Below are 18,524 nucleotides of genomic sequence, written 5' to 3' on the forward strand. Positions count from 1 at the left end.
GTTACTTGAGACGCCTGGAGCGTGGATACACTCATCCGTAGCGCAAGCACAAAGACTTGCACAGCTATAACAACAAGAAAGGGCCTCTCATGAATTCATTCAATCGCCTCGCCGTCGTTATCTCACTCGCCACTCTATTCCCCCTGAGCAGCTATGCCGCCGACTCGAAAGGTTCGGTCGAAGTGGTGCATTGGTGGACTTCAGGGGGTGAAAAAGCGGCCGTAGATGTACTCAAAGCCCAAGTTGAGAAAGACGGTTTCACCTGGAAAGACGGCGCGGTTGCCGGGGGTGGCGGCGCCACTGCGATGACCGTGCTCAAAAGCCGTGCTGTTGCGGGTAACCCGCCAGGCATGGCGCAGATCAAAGGCCCGGACATCCAGGAATGGGCTTCTACCGGCCTGCTCGACACTGACGTGTTGAAGACTGTCGCCAAAGACGAAAAGTGGGACAGCCTGCTCGACAAGAAAGTCTCCGACACCGTGAAGTACGACGGTGATTACGTGGCCGTGCCGGTGAACATCCACCGTGTGAACTGGCTGTGGATCAACCCTGAAGTCTTCAAGAAAGCCGGTATCGAAAAACCGCCGACCACCCTTGAAGAATTCTACGCCGCCGGTGACAAACTCAAGGCTGCGGGCTTTATCCCGCTTGCCCACGGTGGCCAGCCTTGGCAGGACAGCACGGTGTTTGAAGCCGTTGTGCTCTCGGTCATGGGCGTCGATGGCTACAAAAAAGCTCTGGTTGATCTCGACAATGATGCTTTGACCGGCCCGCAAATGGTCAAGGCACTGACCGAACTCAAGAAAGTCGCGACCTACATGGACGCCGATGGCAAAGGCCAGGACTGGAACCTGGAAGCGGCCAAAGTCATCAACGGCAAGGCTGGCATGCAGATCATGGGGGATTGGGCCAAGAGTGAATGGACTGCCTCCAAGAAGATCGCCGGTAAAGACTACGAATGCGTAGCCTTCCCGGGTACCGACAAGGCTTTCACCTACAACATCGACTCTTTGGCGGTGTTCAAGGTTAAAGACGAGGGTACCAAGGCCGGTCAGCAGGACATTGCCAAAGTGGCTCTGGGTGAAAACTTCCAGAAAACGTTCAGCATCAACAAGGGTTCGATCCCGGTTCGCAAAGACATGCTGAGCAACATGGAAAAGCTCGGATTTGACGCCTGCGCACAAACCTCTGCCAAGGACTTCCTGGCAGACGCTCAAACCGGCGGCCTGCTGCCAAGCATGGCGCACAACATGGCGACCTCACCGGCCGTTCAAGGGGCCTTCTTTGACGTAATTACCAATTACATCAACGACCCTAAAGCGGATCCGGCCGATACCGCCAAAAAACTTGGCGCAGCGATCAAGTCCGCCAAGTAACCCTCCTGTAGGAGCGAGCTCGCCTCGCGATCTTTTGAGGTTCTAAAAGATCGCGAGACAAGCTCCCTTGTACCCGGAGCAGTCTCTACTTTTTCCTCGCACGGATTTTCTCCATGAGTTCTGTTGCTGCGTTCAGGAAAGTCTCTCCCTTCGATGTTCTGCAACGCTGGCTGCCAAAACTGGTACTGGCGCCCAGCATGATCATCGTATTGGTGGGCTTCTATGGCTACATTCTGTGGACGTTCGTTCTGTCGTTCACCACTTCGACCTTCCTGCCGACCTACAAGTGGGCTGGCCTGGCGCAGTACCAGCGTTTGTTCGACAACGACCGTTGGTGGGTTGCCAGCAAGAACTTGATGGTGTTCGGTGGCATGTTTATCGGTATCACCCTGGTGATCGGTGTCACGCTGGCGGTGTTCCTCGATCAGCGTATACGCCGCGAAGGGTTCATCCGCACGATTTACCTGTACCCGATGGCGCTGTCGATGATCGTCACCGGTACAGCCTGGAAGTGGTTGCTCAACCCTGGTATGGGCCTGGACAAGCTGCTGCGTGACTGGGGCTGGCAAGGCTTTCGCCTGGACTGGCTGATCGACCCTGATCGCGTGGTCTATTGCCTGGTGATCGCGGCCGTCTGGCAAGCGTCGGGTTTTATCATGGCGATGTTCCTCGCCGGCCTGCGTGGCGTTGATCAATCGATCATTCGTGCCGCTCAAATTGATGGCGCGAGTTTGCCGCGTATTTACTGGAAAGTTGTGCTGCCAAGCCTGCGTCCGGTGTTCTTCAGTGCGGTGATGATTCTGGCGCACATCGCAATCAAGAGTTTTGACCTGGTAGCGGCAATGACCGCCGGCGGTCCGGGGTATTCGTCTGATCTGCCGGCGATGTTCATGTATTCCTTCACCTTTACCCGCGGCCAGATGGGCATGGGCTCGGCCAGTGCGATTCTGATGCTGGGGGCGATTCTGGCGATCATCGTGCCTTACCTGTATTCCGAGCTGAGGGCTAAACGAAATGACTAGTCTTGTCGGCAAACGCTCAATCAGCCTGAGCCGCATCGCGATCTATACGGTGCTGATTGTTGCGGTACTGCTTTATCTGGTGCCCTTGGTGGTGATGCTGTTGACCAGCTTCAAAACCCCGGAAGACATCAGCACCGGTAACTTGCTGAGCTGGCCGAGCGTAATCACTGGCATAGGCTGGGTCAAAGCCTGGGCCACGGTTGACGGCTACTTTTGGAATTCGATCAAAATCACCGTTCCGGCGGTGCTGGCCTCAACTGCCATTGGCGCGTTGAACGGCTACGTGTTGTCGATGTGGCGTTTTCGCGGTTCGCAACTGTTCTTCGGGTTGCTGCTGTTTGGCTGCTTCCTGCCGTTTCAAACGGTGCTGCTACCGGCCTCGTTTACCCTCGGCAAGATAGGCCTGGCCAGTACCACCACGGGCCTGGTGATCGTTCACATCGTTTACGGGCTGGCGTTTACCACGCTGTTTTTCCGTAACTACTACGTCAGCATTCCCGATGCGCTGGTGAAGGCCGCACGTCTGGATGGCGCGGGTTTCTTCACCATTTTTCGGCGGATCATTTTGCCGATGTCGACCCCGATCATCATGGTCTGCCTGATTTGGCAGTTCACCCAGATCTGGAACGACTTCCTGTTCGGTGTGGTGTTTTCCAGTGGCGATTCACAGCCCATTACCGTGGCGCTGAACAATCTGGTCAACACCAGTACCGGGGTTAAGGAATACAACGTTGATATGGCTGCGGCGATGATCGCCGGGCTGCCGACCCTGCTGGTCTATGTGGTCGCAGGCAAGTATTTCGTGCGCGGGCTCACAGCCGGCGCGGTCAAGGGGTAATCATGGCAACGCTCGAGCTTCGTAACGTAAACAAAACGTATGGTGCTGGCCTGCCAGACACCCTCAAGAATATTGAACTGTCGATCAAGGACGGCGAGTTTTTGATCCTGGTGGGGCCTTCGGGCTGCGGCAAGTCAACGCTGATGAACTGCATTGCGGGGCTGGAAAACATCACGGGCGGCGCGATCATGATTGATGATCAAGACGTCAGTGGCATGAGCCCCAAGGATCGGGACATCGCCATGGTGTTTCAGTCCTACGCGTTGTACCCGACCATGAGCGTGCGCGAGAACATCGAGTTCGGCCTCAAAATCCGCAAGATGCCGCAGTCGGCCATTGATGAAGAAGTGGCACGGGTTGCCAAGTTATTGCAGATCGAGCACTTGCTCAATCGCAAGCCCGGCCAGTTGTCCGGTGGGCAGCAGCAGCGTGTGGCGATGGGCCGCGCGCTGGCCCGTCGGCCCAAGATCTATCTGTTCGACGAACCGCTGTCCAACCTCGACGCCAAGCTGCGGGTCGAGATGCGCACCGAAATGAAACTGATGCACCAGCGGCTGAAGACCACCACGGTCTACGTGACCCACGACCAGATTGAAGCCATGACCCTGGGCGACAAGGTTGCGGTCATGAAGGACGGGATCATTCAGCAGTTCGGTACGCCCAAACAGATCTACAACGATCCGGCCAACCTGTTCGTCGCCAGTTTCATCGGTTCACCGCCAATGAATTTCATTGGTCTACGCTTGAAGCGTCAGGACGGCCGCTTGATGGCCGTGCTAGACAGCGGGCAGGCACGTTGTGAACTGCCGCTGGGGGTGCAGGACGCAGGGCTTGAAGACCGGGATGTCATCGTCGGAATCCGTGCCGAGCAAATCATGCTGGCACCACAAGAGCCCAATGGGCTGCCAACGATTCGTGCTGAAGTCAAAGTGACCGAGCCAACCGGGCCGGACACTTTGGTTTTTGTACAGCTCAATGACGTCAAGGTCTGCTGCCGACTGGCACCTGATGTCGCACCGCAAGTGGGTGAGAGCCTGAACTTGCAGTTCGATCCGAGCAAGGTACTGCTGTTTGATGCCCAGACAGGCGAGCGTTTAGGCATTGGCGCCGAATTACCCGCCCAGAACACTCGGGGCGACAACGTCGCCCAATTCAAAGGACGCTAAAGCTGCACTCAAGGACGCGTGTTGTTTCGAGCTGAAGATGTTGTAAACCGCGTTAGATAAAAACAGTTAATAACAAAAGACGAGGATTTTGGGATGAAAAAGCAACACGGCAATACCCGGTTGATCTGCCAGCTGTCAGCAGCCGCCGTGCTGGTTATGTCTGCCAATGCGATGGCAGACGACGCCTTCAGTGCCGACTCGAAATGGATGACCGGGGACTGGGGAGGCGAGCGGACCAAGCTCATTGATCAGGGGATCGACATCAAGGCGGACTACGTGGGGGAAGTAGGTGCCAACCTGTCTGGCGGCTACAACCACAACAAAACGGCGCGATACAGCGATCAGTTCGGCCTGGGCGTGGCACTGGACCTGCAAAAGCTGTGGGGTTGGGATAACACCCAGGCCAAGATCCAGCTCACCAACCGTAACGGTGAAAACATTTCCAATGACCGTGTCGGCGATCCGCGTGCCGGCACCTTGAGCTCGTCTCAAGAGGTCTATGGGCGTGGGCACATGGTGCGCTTGACTCAGCTCTACATTCAGCATCAGTTCCTTGACGGCAAGCTCGACGTCAAAGCCGGTTACTTTGGCGAAGGCGAAGACTTCAACACCTTCCCGTGCGACTTCCAGAACCTCGCGTTCTGTGGCTCGCAGGTCGGTAACTGGGCGACCAACATCTGGTACAACTGGCCGGTCAGCCAGGCCGCCTTGCGGGTGAAATACAACATCACGCCCGAGTTCTACGCGCAGATCGGCGCCTATAACCAGAACCCGTCGCAACTGGAGCACGGCAACGGCTTCAAGCTCAACGGTAGTGGTACCAAGGGGACAGTCTTGCCGGTCGAGCTGGTCTGGTCGCCCAAGGTCAACAACCTGCCGGGCGAATACCGTATCGGCTACTACAAAAGCTCGGCGCCAGCTCCCGACCTGCGTGAAGACATCAACGGTCAGGACGCTGCCAGCACCGGCCAACCGTACCGCATGCACGACAGCAAGCACGGCTACTGGCTGGTTGTGCAGCAGCAACTCACCAGTCACAACGGTGATGCGTCGCGCGGCCTGAACGTCGCTGCCAACGCGACCTTCCATGACAAGGCCACCAACATCGTCGACAACTACCAGTCGCTGATGTTTGTCTACAAGGGACCGTTCGATGCCCGTCCAAAAGATGACATCGGAATCGGTTTTGCGCGCATCCACGTCAACGATCAAGTGCGTAAAAACGCCGAATTGGCCAACGCCGCCAATGACGTGAGCAACTTTGATAACCCGTTGTACGCGCCACTGCGTAACACCGAGTACAACTATGAACTTAACTACGGTATCCACGTGACCAATTGGCTGACCGTGCGTCCCAACTTGCAGTACATCACGCATCCGGGTGGTGTGGACAAAGTGGACAACGCACTGGTGGCTGGCCTGAAAATTCAGTCGGTCTTCTAACGGTTGTTGCGATAAGCTCCTTTTCGTTGTGCGTATTTTCCGGATAGCCTGTGCTATCCGGTTTTTTTTGGGGGAGGGTGGCCTGGTGGCAGACGCGCCGGCTCCCAAAGGGTTGGGCGACATGATTTTCAGGACTGTGGCACATGCATGAGCATCCGCTTCACCGTTTTTTCAAATCAAAGCGTGAGCAGCCGGTTTTCCAGTGGGAGCGTTTTCAGCAACGCGACGTATTGGTGATCGACCACCCACACTGTCAGGCCGTGTTCAGCCGTCAAGGTGCGCAGTTGCTGCACTTCAAACCGACCGGGCAAAAGCCTTGGCTCTGGTGTGCGGCCAAATGGCCTCAGGTGGGTGCGATCCGTGGTGGTGTGCCGATTTTCTGGCCTTGGTACGGGCGCCATCCCAGCGAGAACGCCTGGCCGTCCCATGGCTGGGCGCGGCTGATCGACTGGAAGTTGCTGGACAGCAGTTCGGATGAAGAGGGCGTGTCGTTGCACTGGCGTTTGCAACTGTGTGACTGGCAGGTGGACCTGCATGCCCGGTTGGGCGAGAGCATGGACCTGCGCTTGAGCACTGAGCACCAGGACGATGAACCCTGCCAGGTCAGCCAGGCGTTGCGGGCTTACTGGCGCATTGGCGACGTGGCGGAGGTAGCGCTGTCCGGACTTGACGGTGTGCACGGTTATGACCAGCTCAATCGCGAGGTTTGCCAGCAAAAAGGCGAATTGCGGGTGGCGGGCGGCTGCCAGCGTGTGTTCCAGCACGAAGGTGAAATGCAGCTCAACGACCACGCGTGGCAGCGGGCCTTAAGCATTGATACCGGCGATCACGCCAGCACCGTGGTGTGGCACCCCGGCAAACGGCCCTTGCTGGGCGTGAGCTGGAGTGAGGTGATGGGGTTTGTGTGTGTTGAATCAACCAGTGCTCGCGCCCAGACCCAAAGCCTGGCTCCGGGTGAACAGGCGCACTTGAGCCTGCAGGCGTGGGCGGGGCTGTGTAACGCGTAACCCCAAATAACTGTAGGAGCCAACTGCCTCGCGATCTTTTGATCTTCCAAAAAACCGCGAGGCAGTGATCAGTTGAACTCGTCCCCCACCGGATAACGGCTGGCGTTCAGGCTTTCTTTGATTTTGCGCAGGTGCGGTTGGAAGTCCACGCCGCGGCGCAAGGTCATGCCGGTGGCCAGCACATCCAGCACGGTGAGCTGGATAATGCGCGAGGTCATGGGCATGTAAATGTCCGTGTCTTCAGGCAACGGGATGTTCAGGCTCAAGGTGCTGGCCTTGGCCAGCGGTGAATTCTCGGCGGTCAGGCCCAGCACCGATGCTCCGTTGGCGCGGGCAATGCGTGCGACTTCGACCAGCTCGCGGGTACGGCCCGTGTAGGAAATAATCACGAACAATTCCCCAGTGTGCGCCACCGAGGCGATCATGCGTTGCATCAGCACGTCAGCATGGGCCGTGACCGCGAGATTAAAGCGGAAGAACTTGTGCTGCGCATCCAGCGCCACCGGGGCCGAAGCACCTAGCCCGAAGAAGTGGATTTGCCGCGCCTGGATCAACAAGTCGACGGCGCGACTGATCAGGTTCGGGTCCAGCGCCTGGCAGGCGGTGTCCAGCGACGCGATCGCGCTGCCAAAGATCTTTTGTGTGTAGGCCGCCGGATTATCATCCGCTTCAACGGCTCGGCTCACGTAAGCTGCACCACTGGCCAGGCTCTGTGCCAGTTGCAGTTTCAACTCCGGATAACCACTGACCCCAAACGAACGACAGAAGCGATTGACCGTAGGCTCGCTGACCGATGCCGCCTGGGCCAGTGCAGCAATACTGAAACGAGTCGCCTGTTGTGGGTTTTGGAGAATTATTTCGGCTACCTTGCGCTCAGCCTTGTTCAGCTCTTCGAGGCGGCCTTTGATCTGTTCGAGTAAATTTCGCACGCGGTCCATTTATGTTCCTTGGGTCAGCGATGCATTAACCGTACTAAGCGGTTCGTAAGGTGGCCTATCCTACTGGTGGCCTGTGATGACCACTAGCGGGAATCTGCATTTAGAGAAAATGTTGTGTTTATTACTACATTTTTCCTTGAGTGATGCCTTGAAAAAAGGTATTTGTAGCTTAACTTGATAAAAGAACAAACATCATGCCTTCGATTACGGTTGAACCGTGCACCTTTGCCTTGTTCGGCGCCCTGGGCGATCTGGCCTTGCGCAAATTGTTCCCTGCCTTATACCAACTGGACCGTGCCGGCTTGCTGCATGCCGACACGCGCATCCTGGCGCTGGCCCGTGAGCCGGGCGATGCGTTGACGCACCTGGCGCACATCGACAGCCAATTGCGCCAGTATGTCGGTGCCAAGGAAATCGAAGACAAAGCGCTCGCACGCTTCCTGGCGCGCTTGAGCTATCTGCATGTGGATTTCCTCCAGGAAGAAGATTACCTGCCGCTGGCTGAACTGGCCGGAACCGAACAGCGACTCATCGCTTACTTCGCTACGCCAGCAGCCGTGTACGGTGCCATTTGCGAGAATCTGTCCAAGGTCGGGCTGGCTGACAACACCCGTGTGGTGCTGGAAAAACCCATCGGCTCGGACCTTGAGTCGTCGCGCAAGGTCAACGATGCGGTGGCGCAGTTTTTCCCTGAGAACCGTGTCTACCGCATCGACCACTATTTGGGCAAAGAGACCGTTCAAAACCTGATTGCCCTGCGCTTTGCCAACAGCCTGTTCGAAACCCAGTGGAACCAGCGCTACATCTCCCACGTTGAAATTACCGTGGCCGAGAAAGTCGGCATTGAGGGGCGCTGGGGCTACTTCGACAAGGCTGGTCAGCTGCGCGACATGATCCAGAACCACTTGTTGCAGTTGCTCTGCCTGATCGCCATGGACCCGCCCGCGGACCTGTCGGCAGACAGCATTCGTGACGAGAAAGTCAAAGTGCTCAAGGCGCTGGCGCCCATCAGCGCCGAAGGCCTGACCACCCAAGTGGTACGCGGCCAGTACATTGCCGGTTACAGCGAAGGCCAGTCGGTGCCGGGTTACCTTGAAGAAGAAAACTCCAACACCCAGAGCGACACCGAAACTTTTGTCGCACTGCGGGCGGATATTCGCAACTGGCGGTGGGCGGGTGTGCCGTTTTACCTACGCACCGGCAAACGCATGCCACAGAAGCTGTCGCAGATCGTGATCCACTTCAAGGAGCCGTCGCACTACATCTTCGCTCCGGAGCAGCGCCTGCAAATCGGCAACAAACTGATCATCCGCTTGCAGCCGGACGAAGGCATCTCCTTGCGCGTGATGACCAAGGACCAAGGCCTGGACAAAGGCATGCACCTGCGTAGCGGCCCGTTGCAGCTGAACTTCTCCGACACCTATCGCAGCGCGCGTATTCCGGATGCTTATGAGCGTCTGTTGCTTGAAGTGATGCGCGGCAACCAGAACCTGTTTGTCCGTAAAGATGAAATCGAAGCAGCCTGGAAGTGGTGCGACCAGTTGATCGCGGGCTGGAAAAAGTCGGGCGATGTGCCTAAGCCTTACGCGGCGGGCTCCTGGGGGCCGATGAGCTCCATTGCACTGATTACCCGGGACGGGAGGTCTTGGTATGGCGATATCTGATTTGAAACTGCCGCAAGGTGTCACGGCGCACACCTTCAAGAGCCCGGAGGTACTGGCCGAAGGGCTGGCCCTTAAAGTGGCTGAACAGTTGAACGAAGCCATTGCCCAGCGGGGCGTGGCAACGCTGGTTGTGTCGGGTGGCCGCAGCCCTGTGGCTTTTTTCCAGAGCTTGATCAAGCAGCCGCTGGACTGGTCGAAGGTGGTGGTCAGCCTGGCTGATGAACGCTGGGTGCCGGTGGAGCATGCTGACAGTAATGCCGGCTTGCTGAAAAAACATTTGCTTCATGGCCCGGCTGCCAAGGCGCGCTTCGTGGGCTTGTACAACGCTGCGAGCAACCTTGATGAGGCGGCGAATCAAGCGAATGACTTGCTGGCCGAATTACCAGCGATCGATGTGCTGATTCTGGGCATGGGCGATGACGGTCACACCGCTTCGTTGTTCCCCAACAGCCCTCACCTGGTTGAAGCGTTGCAACTGGATAACCCCCGTCGTTGCTGGCCGATGCTGGCGCCGACCGTCCCGCATCAGCGTTTGAGCATGAGCCGCAGTCTGTTGGCGAGTGCGAAAACCAAGGTTCTGTCGATTAGCGGGCAGTCCAAATTGAACACCCTAAACGATGCGTTGGCGGGCACCGACATTGCTGCCCTGCCTATTCGTGCCTTTCTGCAACCTACGTTAGAGATTTACTGGTGCCCATGAGCCAAGGATCAGCTGCCATGACAACACGCATTGCCAACGTCTCGATGGCGGATAAAGTCGCCCTGCTCGACGAATTGTGCGCCAAGGCGCGCATTCTGCCGGTGATTACCATTGCGCGTAAGCAGGACATTCTGCCGTTGGCCGATGCGCTGGCGGCGGGTGGCCTGACGGCCCTGGAAGTCACCTTGCGTTCTGAGTTTGGCCTGGAGGCTATCCGGGTACTGCGTGATCAGCGTCCAGAGCTGGTGACGGGTGCAGGTACTATTCTGGATCGCCAGATGCTGGCGGCAGCCGAAGCGGCTGGTTCGCAGTTTATCGTCACCCCGGGTATTACCCGTGACCTGCTTGAAGCCAGTGTGGCCAGCGATATTCCGCTGTTGCCGGGTATCAGCAATGCCTCGGGCATCATGGAAGGCTATGGCCTGGGTTACCGCCGTTTCAAGCTGTTTCCGGCTGAAGTCAGCGGTGGCGTCGCGGCCATCAAAGCCTTGGGTGGCCCTTTCGGCGAAGTGAAATTCTGCCCGACCGGTGGCGTGGGCCCGGCGAACATCCGCAACTACATGGCGTTGAAAAACGTGATGTGCGTGGGCGGTAGCTGGATGCTCGACAGCGAGTGGGTCAAGAACGGTGACTGGGCACGTATTCAGGAATGCACCGCCGAGGCATTGGCCTTGCTGGACTGATTAACGACGAATTTGTTGTGTGTTCTACGGTTTTTGGTGCGCTTGGTCGGCGCACCTTTTTTTTGCCCGCAAATTGGGGTGGTTGTAACCGCCGATGAGTTTCTGGCGTGTTCCTAGTGGCGCGGTTTGGGCTTGCCATGCTTGGCCCGCAACGGGTCCAGCAGGTCTGACAGACCGTTGTGATCGATTTCCTGCATCAGTGCCAGCAAACCTCCCAGCTCCCCTTTGGGAAAGCCTTCACGGGCAAACCAGTTCAAATAGGGGCCGGGCAGGTCGGCGATCACTCGACCTTTGTATTTGCCAAACGGCATTTGCTGGGTGACCAGCAGTTCAAGTTTTTCAGGGTTCATTCCACGACCTTCAATGCGTGCAGCCAGACGAAGAAAAATACAGGCATTTTGCATGCAGGCCAAATGACAGATCATGCAAATAGACCGGTGCTGAATTCTTTTAAATAACTTAATTTGTTGTTTTGTATGGATTTATTTTTAATTCGCAAGCTGGCACGAGGACTGCAACCTCTAACGCACGATCCTCAACTCAGCAAGGAATTGAAAAATGACTGACCTTAATAAAGAAGCCATCTCTGTCCTGAACGATTTGATCGAAACCAGCAAAGACGGCCAGGAAGGTTTCAAGAGCTGCGCCGAAGATATCAAGAACGCCGAACTCAAGGCGCTGTTCGTGAAGCGCTCGGCCGATTGCGGCACAGCCGCTGCAGAACTGCAGACAGAAGTGCGCAAATTGGGCGGTGACCCAGAGACCACTACCAGCGTGGCCGGGGACCTGCACCGTCGTTGGGTCGATGTGAAGTCGATCTTTACCGGCAAAGGCGAGGAGGCCGTCCTCAACGAAGCCGAGCGCGGCGAAGACCATGCACTGAAGGCTTATAAAGAAGCGCTCGAAAAAATCAACAAGCACAACCTGGTAGGCATTCGTGATCTGGTTGAGCGTCAGTTTCAGAACGTGCAACGCAATCACGATCAGGTCAAGGCACTGCGTAACCAGGCGCGTGCTCGCGCTTAATGCAGTGACTTGAAGCTACTGCAGAAGCGGGCTTGCTCGCGATAGCCTCAACGCGGTCTCAAAACGACTGCAAGGTTGGCATCGCGGGCAAGCCCGCTTCTGCGTTTTGCGTTTAATCAGCCAATGCTGATGGCTGGCAGTACCGGCAGGTTCACGGTCTGTTGCTTGCGGGGCGCAATGATCTCGGCTTCGCCATCGACCACGATTTCTTCGCGCTGGTTAAACACGCGGGTAGCAATGCGCACACGAAATTTTGGCAGCTTTTCGAGGATTTCCAGGCGCACGGTCAGGGTGTCCCCGATTTTGACCGGCTTCTGAAAGCTCATTTGCTGACCCACATAGATTGTCCCCGGGCCAGGCAGTTCGCATGCCACGGCAGCGCTGATCAGTGCACCGCTGAACATGCCGTGGGCAATGCGTTCCTTGAACATCGTGGCCGCAGCAAATTCAGGGTCGAGGTGCACCGGGTTGTGGTCGCCAGACATGGCCGCAAAAAGCTGAATATCGCGCTCTTCGACGGTTTTGCTGTAGCTGGCAGTCTGGCCGACTTCGAGGTCTTCGTACGGGGTGTTGGTAACCTGTGTCATCTAGCGCATGTCCTGTGACGGGTGATTGGTTTTAAAGATCTGATTTTAAAGACTTTTTACAAAATAAAGTGGCCCGTTTATTCGCTTCTTGGCGGGCGTGGGCGGCTTAGTGCCTGATTCAGCCATTCAATGACATCCGCTGTCACATCGTCGCGGTTGGTTTCATTAAAAAGCTCGTGCCGGGCATGGGGGTAGAGGTTGAGTTGCACCTCCTGAAGCCCTGCCTTGCGTAATGCAGTGCTCAGGTCTACGAGACGCTTGCCTTCACTGACGGGGTCACAGGTGCCGCCGATCACCAGCACAGGCACAGAAGCGTCAATCTGCCTGAGATTGGACGCTTTGCTGATTTGCTGCAAGCCACCGAGCAGGTCGATCCACAGCTGATTGGTGCAGCGAAATCCGCACAAGGGATCACGGGCGTAGGCATCGACTTCTTGCGGGTCACGGCTTAGCCAGTCAAAGCGTGTACGGTTGGGTTTGAAGGCTTTATTGAAGGAGCCAAAGGACAGCCACTCGATCAACGCGCTGCGACCCTTGGGGCCTTGGCGCCAGCGCTCGAAGCGAGCAATCAGGCTGGCGCTGCGGTACAGCGCAACGTTCTGAAAATTCGAGCCACTGAGGATCGCGCCCTGCACGCTGGCACTGTGATGAAGCAGGTACGCCTGGGCGATGTAACTGCCCATGCTGTGACCGAGGACAAAAATAGGCGTGCCCGGATACGCCTGGCCCATGTGCCGGTTGAGGTTGGCAAGGTCGCTGACCACGGTGCACCAGCCGTCTTCGTCAGCGTAATAGCCCAGCGTGCCCTGTTCAGCGGTCTTGCCATGGCCGCGCTGGTCATGGGCGTACAGCCCGAAACCGGCTGCGCTCAAGGCCTGACCCAAACGCGCGTAGCGCCCACTGTGTTCCGCCATGCCATGCGCCAACAGAATCATGGCCTTGGGCTTGCCTTCAGGCAGCCACTGGTTGACGAAAAGCCGTGCTCGGTCATTCGCATCCAGCCAGAAGGTTTCGTGGTTCATGACAGTTCCTTTACGCGGTGTCGTAGCAGTGTATAGCGCATTAACGGCATCACCGTCGAAATCACAGTAATAAGATTCAAGATGTAAATGGCGAAGATCGCTTTATTTGCCTACTACTTGATAACTGTTAACGTCCGGATGCTGTGCTTTTCCTGCATTTCACATGCAGCCAGACGTGCTCAGGTAAGAGGATAAAAACAATGCAACCTGATTTCTGGAACGACAAACGTCCTGCTGGCGTACCGCTGGACATTGATATGACCGCCTTCGCGTCCGTGGTGGATGTCTTCGAGCGCTCCTGCAAGACCTTTGCAGACCGGCCCGCCTTCAGCAACCTGGGCGTAACCCTTACCTATGGCGAACTGGACCGTCTCAGTGCGGCCTTCGCCGGTTATCTGCAGCAGCACACCACGCTGGTGCCCGGTGACCGCATTGCTGTACAGATGCCCAATATCCTGCAATACCCGATTGCCGTCTTCGGTGCGTTGCGCGCGGGGCTGGTCGTCGTCAACACCAACCCGTTGTATACCTCGCGTGAAATGCGCCATCAGTTCAAGAGTGCCGGCATTCGCGGGCTGGTTTACCTCAATATGTTTGGCAAGCGCGTGCAGGAAGTGCTTGAGGACATCCAGATCGAGTACCTGATCGAAGCCAAAATGGGTGACCTGATGCCCGCGGTAAAAGGCTGGGTCACCAATCTGGTGGTCGATAAGGTGAAAAAGCTCGTGCCGGCTTACCGAGTCCCCCAGGCCATTCCCTTTAAAAAGGTCCTGGAGCAGGGCGCGGGGCATGCACTGCGGCCTTTGCAAGTGAGGCTCGATGACATCGCCGTCTTGCAGTACACCGGTGGCACTACGGGCTTGCCGAAGGGCGCGATGCTGACCCACGGCAATCTGGTGGCCAACATGCAGCAGATCCGCGCCTGCCTGTCCCAGCATGCGGAAGACGGTTTGCCACTGCTCAAGGAAGGTCAGGAGATCATGGTGGCGCCGTTGCCGCTCTACCATATCTATGCTTTCACCGCCAATTGCATGTGCATGATGGTGACCGGTAATCACAACATCCTGATCACCAATCCGCGTGACATCAAAGGCTTCATCAAGGAGCTGAAAAACTGGCGGTTCACAGCTTTTCTGGGCCTGAATACCCTGTTTGTGGCGCTGATGGATCACCCCGATTTCAAGACCCTGGACTTCTCCTCGCTCAAGCTCACCAACTCGGGCGGCACGGCGTTGGTCAAGGCCACGGCTGAGCGTTGGGAGCGGCTCACAGGGTGTCGTATCGTCGAGGGCTATGGCCTCACGGAAACCTCACCGGTGGCCAGCACCAACCCCTACGGCATTCTCGCCCGTCTTGGGACGGTGGGCATGCCGGTGCCGGGGGCAATCATGAAAGTCATCAACGATGACGGGGTTGAACTGGGGCTTGGGGAACGCGGCGAGTTGTGTGTCAAAGGCCCGCAAGTGATGAAGGGGTACTGGAAAAACCCAGAGGCCACGGCCGAAGTGCTAGATGCCGAGGGCTGGTTCAAGACCGGCGATGTAGCAGTGATCGATCCTGATGGTTTTGTACGCATCGTGGACCGTAAGAAAGACCTGATCATCGTCTCGGGTTTCAATGTGTACCCCAATGAAATCGAAGACATTGTGATGGCCCATCCCAAGGTGGCGAACTGCGCCGTTATCGGTGTCCCCGACGAACGTACAGGCGAAGCCGTCAAGTTGTTCGTGGTGCCACGTGCAGGCGGAGTGAGCGTTGAAGAGCTCAAGGTGTACTGCAAGGATAATTTCACTGGCTACAAAGTACCCAAGCAGATTGTGGTCCGGGATTCACTGCCCATGAGTCCGGTTGGCAAGATCCTGCGGCGAGAGTTGCGTGACATCGCCTGATTCGTTCAGGCAGGCGACAGGCGCCCGCCAGCGGCTGGCGGGCTTTTTTTCTTGGGGGGCTGAAACCATAGAACAGGGCCTTGAAAACGGTGTCTATTGCGCTGTAAACCCTTGTTTAGAGAGGTTTTGACGAAAATAGAGTTTTGGCTCTAATGATGACTTAGGATTGTAGGACAGTCAGAAAAGTGACGCAAAGCCCCTTTTTTGGCTCTAGGCGGCCTTTGGCAAAGCTGCTACTCTCGGCGCGCTTTGTGACTTCTCGGCAAGTAATAAAGCCAGAATTTCCATTACAAAAATCAAACAAATAATAACCGCATAAAATGCGGTGAAGAATTCGCGACGCTGAGGAGTGGGCTTCCATGATTGAAGACTTTTGGAAGGATAAGTACCCAGCTGGGATTGCTGCTGAAATCAATCCTGACGAATACCCAAATATTCAGACGGTATTGCGCCAATCTTGCCAACGTTTCGCCGACAAGCCGGCGTTCAGCAACCTCGGTAAAACCATCACCTACGGTGAGCTTTACGAGCTTTCAGGCGCCTTTGCAGCCTGGTTGCAACAGCACACCGACCTGCAACCTGGCGATCGTATCGCCGTACAACTGCCCAACCTGTTGCAATACCCGATCGCTGTGTTCGGAGCCATCCGCGCCGGTTTGATCGTGGTTAACACCAACCCGCTGTACACCGCGCGGGAAATGGAACACCAATTCAATGACTCGGGCGCCAAGGCGCTGGTGTGCCTGGCCAACATGGCGCACCTGGCCGAAAAGGTCGTGCCCAAGACCTCGGTCAAGCATGTGATCGTCACAGAAGTGGCTGACTTGCTGTCGCCCTTCAAGCGTGTGCTGATCAACAGCGTGATCAAGTACGTGAAGAAAATGGTCCCGGCGTATCACTTGCCCAAAGCCATCAAGTTCAACGACATCATGAGCAAGGGCCACGGCCAGCCGGTCAAGGAAGCCAACCCGCTGAGCAGCGATGTTGCCGTGCTTCAATACACCGGGGGAACCACCGGTGTGGCCAAGGGCGCGATGCTCACGCACCGCAACTTGATCGCCAACATGCTGCAGTGCAAGGCGTTGATGGGCTCAAACCTCAATGAAGGCTGTGAAATCCTGATCACGCCTTTGCCGCTGTATCACATCTACGCGTTTACCTTTCACTGCATGGCGATGATGTTGCTGGGCAACCACAACGTCTTGATCAGCAACCCGCGTGATCTGCCGGCGATGGTCAAGGAACTGTCCAAGTGGAAGTTCTCCGGTTTTGTGGGGCTCAATACCTTGTTTATTGCACTGTGCAATAGCGAAGCCTTCCGCAAGCTGGACTTCTCGGCCCTCAAGGTCACCTTGTCGGGCGGTATGGCATTGCAGTTGTCGGTGGCCGAACGCTGGAAGACCGTGACCGGCTCGCCAGTGTGTGAAGGGTATGGCATGACTGAAACCAGCCCTGTGGCGTCGGTCAACCCGATCCAGCACATCCAGATTGGGACCATCGGTATTCCGATGCCTTCGACCCTGTGCAAAGTGATCAACGATGCCGGAGAAGAACTGCCGCTCGGTGAAATTGGCGAGCTGTGCATCAAAGGCCCGCAGGTCATGAAAGGATACTGGGAGCGCCCAGAGGCCACCGCCGAGATCATTGACAGCGAAGGCTGGTTGAAATCGGGTGACATTGCGTTGATTCAGCCTGATGGCTACATGCGCATCGTGGACCGCAAAAAAGACATGATCCTGGTGTCGGGCTTCAACGTGTATCCCAATGAGCTGGAAGACGTCATGGCTTCGCTGCCTGGCGTGTTGCAGTCGGCGGCGATTGGTATTCCTGATGAGAAAACCGGTGAGCTGATCAAGGTCTTTATCGTGGTCAAGCCAGGCATGACCCTCACCAAAGAACAGGTGATGGCGCACATGCGGGCCAACCTGACGGCCTACAAGGCGCCGAAACTCATCGAGTTCCGCGAGAGCCTGCCGACCACCAACGTGGGCAAGATCTTGCGTCGCGAATTGCGCGATGAAGAGCTGAAAAAGCTGGGTCTTAAAAAGTAATACCGGCCTGGAAACAACAAAGCCCCGCAGTGCGGGGCTTTGTTGTTTTTGCAGCGGCTGCACACCCCTCTGTAGGCGTGGGCTTGTCTTGCGATCTCTTGATCTGGCTTTTGCTCACTCAAATCAAGAACACCTCCATGGGACTCTCCCGAAGGAGAGGGGACCGATTGGGTAAAGCGGCAGATGCTCGGTGGCCTGTTGGCCGCGCGACAGCGCGGCATCGAAGACGGGGTGGCTTTTTCTACAGGGGAGGCAAACTCAATTACTTCTGCACAAACTGCGCAAAATTGACGCCAGAGCCTGCAGGGCGCACGTCCTGCAGGAAGGAGTCTTTGTCCGCGCTCAGCTCCAGGCTCATGGTCGGCGTACGTTTGTGCGTCGCCCGGACCACCATGCCTTCGCGTTTCTCACGCAAGAATGCGGTGGTGACCTTCAAGTGCAGCAACTCATCGGTGCTCGGGGTATGCAGCAACAAGTGGACCCATTCGTATTGGCCGATCGCCAGGCGGGCCAGCGGAATATCGAACCACCAAATATTCTTGTTGGTGTTCAATGTGGCGAAATGGCTGTTATTGACGCCCAGCACTGCGCCGCCGAGTTCCTGGTTTCTGCGGGCGATGGCCTGCTTTTTATCGAGTTTCATAACCTTCCTACAATTGCGGATCTTCAGCGCCATGCCCTGAATACGTTGCGCATTCTCGGGGGTTAGCGAGTAAACATAAAGCTCAACCTGCATGCCGCGACGAAATGAGCCACAGAAAATAAATGAAACTCTGGATGAAGTCCTCGGGTCAACCGATGTGTCAAAACTGACATCCGAACTTTCATCAGGAGAAATCCCATGAGCAGCACTGGCGATAAGATCAAAGGCATGGCGAACGAAGCAGTAGGTAATGTCAAACAAGCGGTGGGTAAAGCGACCGACAACGACAAGCTGCGTGCAGAAGGTAAAGCCCAAGAGCTGAAGGGCGAAGGGCAGCAGACTGTCGGAAAAGCTAAAGATGCAGTGAAGAAAACCGTCGATAAGGCTTGATCTGTTTCTTCATCATCGACCCGATACGGCCATCCAGGAGGTGGCCGTTTTTGTGGGGGTGGCGCTTGAGAAGGGTTTC

18 protein-coding genes are annotated in these 18,524 nt (G+C 56.4%); 13 read left to right on the top strand and 5 right to left on the bottom strand.

Features of this window, described 5'->3' with window-relative positions; all coding sequences use genetic code 11:
• The first annotated feature begins 89 nt into the window (after window positions 1–89).
• The 6 genes from NTD86_RS23765 to NTD86_RS23790 all read left to right on the top strand — a co-directional run bounded on the left by NTD86_RS23765 (window position 90) and on the right by NTD86_RS23790 (window position 6,852).
• Complete coding sequence (locus NTD86_RS23765; protein ID WP_262205826.1) at window positions 90–1,376, top strand: ABC transporter substrate-binding protein; 1,287 nt, start codon at window positions 90–92, stop codon at window positions 1,374–1,376.
• Window positions 1,377–1,489: 113 nt separating this feature from the next.
• Window positions 1,490–2,398, top strand: coding sequence for a carbohydrate ABC transporter permease (locus tag NTD86_RS23770; protein ID WP_262205827.1), 909 nt, complete (start codon window positions 1,490–1,492; stop codon window positions 2,396–2,398).
• The gene (locus NTD86_RS23775) at window positions 2,391–3,236 is read left to right on the top strand and encodes a carbohydrate ABC transporter permease (RefSeq protein ID WP_262205828.1); all 846 of its coding nucleotides are present in this window, start codon (window positions 2,391–2,393) and stop codon (window positions 3,234–3,236) included. The genes NTD86_RS23770 and NTD86_RS23775 overlap by 8 nt, the downstream gene beginning before the upstream one ends.
• A 2-nt stretch (window positions 3,237–3,238) precedes the next feature.
• Window positions 3,239–4,402 carry an ABC transporter ATP-binding protein gene (locus NTD86_RS23780; RefSeq protein ID WP_262205829.1) on the top strand — a complete coding sequence of 388 codons (1,164 nt, stop codon included), beginning with the start codon at window positions 3,239–3,241 and terminating at the stop codon, window positions 4,400–4,402.
• A 93-nt stretch (window positions 4,403–4,495) separates the two neighbouring features.
• Window positions 4,496–5,845: a carbohydrate porin gene (locus tag NTD86_RS23785; protein WP_262205830.1), complete on the top strand. Its 1,350-nt coding sequence runs from the start codon at window positions 4,496–4,498 to the stop codon at window positions 5,843–5,845.
• 143 nt (window positions 5,846–5,988) lie between these two features.
• Window positions 5,989–6,852, top strand: coding sequence for a D-hexose-6-phosphate mutarotase (locus NTD86_RS23790; RefSeq protein WP_262205831.1), 864 nt, complete (start codon window positions 5,989–5,991; stop codon window positions 6,850–6,852).
• A gap of 68 nt (window positions 6,853–6,920) precedes the next feature.
• On the opposite strand, the gene NTD86_RS23795 is transcribed toward NTD86_RS23790, so the two are convergent.
• Entirely contained in the window at window positions 6,921–7,781 is an 861-nt protein-coding gene (locus NTD86_RS23795) for a MurR/RpiR family transcriptional regulator (protein ID WP_262205914.1), read from the bottom strand.
• Between the two features lie 203 nt (window positions 7,782–7,984).
• Between NTD86_RS23795 and zwf the strand changes: the two genes are divergently transcribed.
• Genes zwf through NTD86_RS23810 form a run of 3 tightly spaced genes read left to right on the top strand, consistent with a single transcriptional unit; the run spans window position 7,985 to window position 10,837 of the window.
• Window positions 7,985–9,454: a glucose-6-phosphate dehydrogenase gene (gene zwf / locus NTD86_RS23800; protein ID WP_262205832.1), complete on the top strand. Its 1,470-nt coding sequence runs from the start codon at window positions 7,985–7,987 to the stop codon at window positions 9,452–9,454.
• Complete coding sequence (gene pgl, locus NTD86_RS23805) at window positions 9,441–10,154, top strand: 6-phosphogluconolactonase (RefSeq protein WP_262205833.1); 714 nt, start codon at window positions 9,441–9,443, stop codon at window positions 10,152–10,154. The genes zwf and pgl overlap by 14 nt, the downstream gene beginning before the upstream one ends.
• Window positions 10,155–10,171: 17 nt before the next feature.
• Window positions 10,172–10,837, top strand: a complete 666-nt coding sequence (locus tag NTD86_RS23810) for a bifunctional 4-hydroxy-2-oxoglutarate aldolase/2-dehydro-3-deoxy-phosphogluconate aldolase (RefSeq protein WP_410017014.1) — start codon at window positions 10,172–10,174, stop codon at window positions 10,835–10,837.
• Between the two features lie 113 nt (window positions 10,838–10,950).
• On the opposite strand, the gene NTD86_RS23815 is transcribed toward NTD86_RS23810, so the two are convergent.
• Window positions 10,951–11,187, bottom strand: a complete 237-nt coding sequence (locus NTD86_RS23815; protein WP_262205835.1) for a DUF3820 family protein — start codon at window positions 11,185–11,187, stop codon at window positions 10,951–10,953.
• A 208-nt stretch (window positions 11,188–11,395) separates the two neighbouring features.
• Between NTD86_RS23815 and NTD86_RS23820 the strand changes: the two genes are divergently transcribed.
• Window positions 11,396–11,863, top strand: coding sequence for a ferritin-like domain-containing protein (locus NTD86_RS23820; RefSeq protein ID WP_262205836.1), 468 nt, complete (start codon window positions 11,396–11,398; stop codon window positions 11,861–11,863).
• Window positions 11,864–11,979: 116 nt separating this feature from the next.
• Here NTD86_RS23820 and NTD86_RS23825 read toward each other — a convergent pair whose 3' ends face one another.
• Both NTD86_RS23825 and NTD86_RS23830 read right to left on the bottom strand, forming a co-directional pair.
• Entirely contained in the window at window positions 11,980–12,450 is a 471-nt protein-coding gene (locus NTD86_RS23825; protein ID WP_262205837.1) for a MaoC family dehydratase, read from the bottom strand.
• Window positions 12,451–12,527: 77 nt separating this feature from the next.
• Window positions 12,528–13,472 (bottom strand): alpha/beta hydrolase, encoded by a 945-nt coding sequence (locus NTD86_RS23830; protein ID WP_262205838.1) that lies wholly within the window; start codon window positions 13,470–13,472, stop codon window positions 12,528–12,530.
• A gap of 200 nt (window positions 13,473–13,672) precedes the next feature.
• Here NTD86_RS23830 and fadD2 point away from each other — a divergent pair, with 200 nt between their 5' ends.
• Together fadD2 and fadD1 are read left to right on the top strand one after the other, a co-directional pair.
• Window positions 13,673–15,361, top strand: coding sequence for a long-chain-fatty-acid--CoA ligase FadD2 (gene fadD2, locus NTD86_RS23835; RefSeq protein WP_262205839.1), 1,689 nt, complete (start codon window positions 13,673–13,675; stop codon window positions 15,359–15,361).
• 359 nt (window positions 15,362–15,720) lie between these two features.
• Window positions 15,721–17,412, top strand: coding sequence for a long-chain-fatty-acid--CoA ligase FadD1 (gene fadD1 / locus NTD86_RS23840; RefSeq protein WP_262205840.1), 1,692 nt, complete (start codon window positions 15,721–15,723; stop codon window positions 17,410–17,412).
• 262 nt (window positions 17,413–17,674) lie between these two features.
• Here fadD1 and NTD86_RS23845 read toward each other — a convergent pair whose 3' ends face one another.
• Window positions 17,675–18,055: a hypothetical protein gene (locus tag NTD86_RS23845; RefSeq protein ID WP_262205841.1), complete on the bottom strand. Its 381-nt coding sequence runs from the start codon at window positions 18,053–18,055 to the stop codon at window positions 17,675–17,677.
• Between the two features lie 198 nt (window positions 18,056–18,253).
• Between NTD86_RS23845 and NTD86_RS23850 the strand changes: the two genes are divergently transcribed.
• Window positions 18,254–18,445, top strand: a complete 192-nt coding sequence (locus NTD86_RS23850) for a CsbD family protein (RefSeq protein ID WP_262205842.1) — start codon at window positions 18,254–18,256, stop codon at window positions 18,443–18,445.
• The last annotated feature ends 79 nt before the right edge of the window (window positions 18,446–18,524 follow it).

Origin of the sequence: Pseudomonas sp. 7P_10.2_Bac1, assembly GCF_025465935.1 — a bacterium.
Classification (GTDB): Bacteria; Pseudomonadota; Gammaproteobacteria; order Pseudomonadales; family Pseudomonadaceae; genus Aquipseudomonas.

What these genes read in the sequence shown, in the direction of transcription:
- NTD86_RS23765 (WP_262205826.1), top strand. Translation starts at nt 90, where the DNA reads ATGAATTCATTCAATCGCCTCGCCGTCGTTATCTCACTCGCCACTCTA.
- NTD86_RS23770 (WP_262205827.1), top strand. Translation starts at nt 1,490, where the DNA reads ATGAGTTCTGTTGCTGCGTTCAGGAAAGTCTCTCCCTTCGATGTTCTG.
- NTD86_RS23775 (WP_262205828.1), top strand. Translation starts at nt 2,391, where the DNA reads ATGACTAGTCTTGTCGGCAAACGCTCAATCAGCCTGAGCCGCATCGCG.
- NTD86_RS23780 (WP_262205829.1), top strand. Translation starts at nt 3,239, where the DNA reads ATGGCAACGCTCGAGCTTCGTAACGTAAACAAAACGTATGGTGCTGGC.
- NTD86_RS23785 (WP_262205830.1), top strand. Translation starts at nt 4,496, where the DNA reads ATGAAAAAGCAACACGGCAATACCCGGTTGATCTGCCAGCTGTCAGCA.
- NTD86_RS23790 (WP_262205831.1), top strand. Translation starts at nt 5,989, where the DNA reads ATGCATGAGCATCCGCTTCACCGTTTTTTCAAATCAAAGCGTGAGCAG.
- zwf (WP_262205832.1), top strand. Translation starts at nt 7,985, where the DNA reads ATGCCTTCGATTACGGTTGAACCGTGCACCTTTGCCTTGTTCGGCGCC.
- pgl (WP_262205833.1), top strand. Translation starts at nt 9,441, where the DNA reads ATGGCGATATCTGATTTGAAACTGCCGCAAGGTGTCACGGCGCACACC.
- NTD86_RS23810 (WP_410017014.1), top strand. Translation starts at nt 10,172, where the DNA reads ATGACAACACGCATTGCCAACGTCTCGATGGCGGATAAAGTCGCCCTG.
- NTD86_RS23815 (WP_262205835.1), bottom strand. Translation starts at nt 11,187, where the DNA reads ATGAACCCTGAAAAACTTGAACTGCTGGTCACCCAGCAAATGCCGTTT.
- NTD86_RS23820 (WP_262205836.1), top strand. Translation starts at nt 11,396, where the DNA reads ATGACTGACCTTAATAAAGAAGCCATCTCTGTCCTGAACGATTTGATC.
- NTD86_RS23825 (WP_262205837.1), bottom strand. Translation starts at nt 12,450, where the DNA reads ATGACACAGGTTACCAACACCCCGTACGAAGACCTCGAAGTCGGCCAG.
- NTD86_RS23830 (WP_262205838.1), bottom strand. Translation starts at nt 13,472, where the DNA reads ATGAACCACGAAACCTTCTGGCTGGATGCGAATGACCGAGCACGGCTT.
- fadD2 (WP_262205839.1), top strand. Translation starts at nt 13,673, where the DNA reads ATGCAACCTGATTTCTGGAACGACAAACGTCCTGCTGGCGTACCGCTG.
- fadD1 (WP_262205840.1), top strand. Translation starts at nt 15,721, where the DNA reads ATGATTGAAGACTTTTGGAAGGATAAGTACCCAGCTGGGATTGCTGCT.
- NTD86_RS23845 (WP_262205841.1), bottom strand. Translation starts at nt 18,055, where the DNA reads ATGAAACTCGATAAAAAGCAGGCCATCGCCCGCAGAAACCAGGAACTC.
- NTD86_RS23850 (WP_262205842.1), top strand. Translation starts at nt 18,254, where the DNA reads ATGAGCAGCACTGGCGATAAGATCAAAGGCATGGCGAACGAAGCAGTA.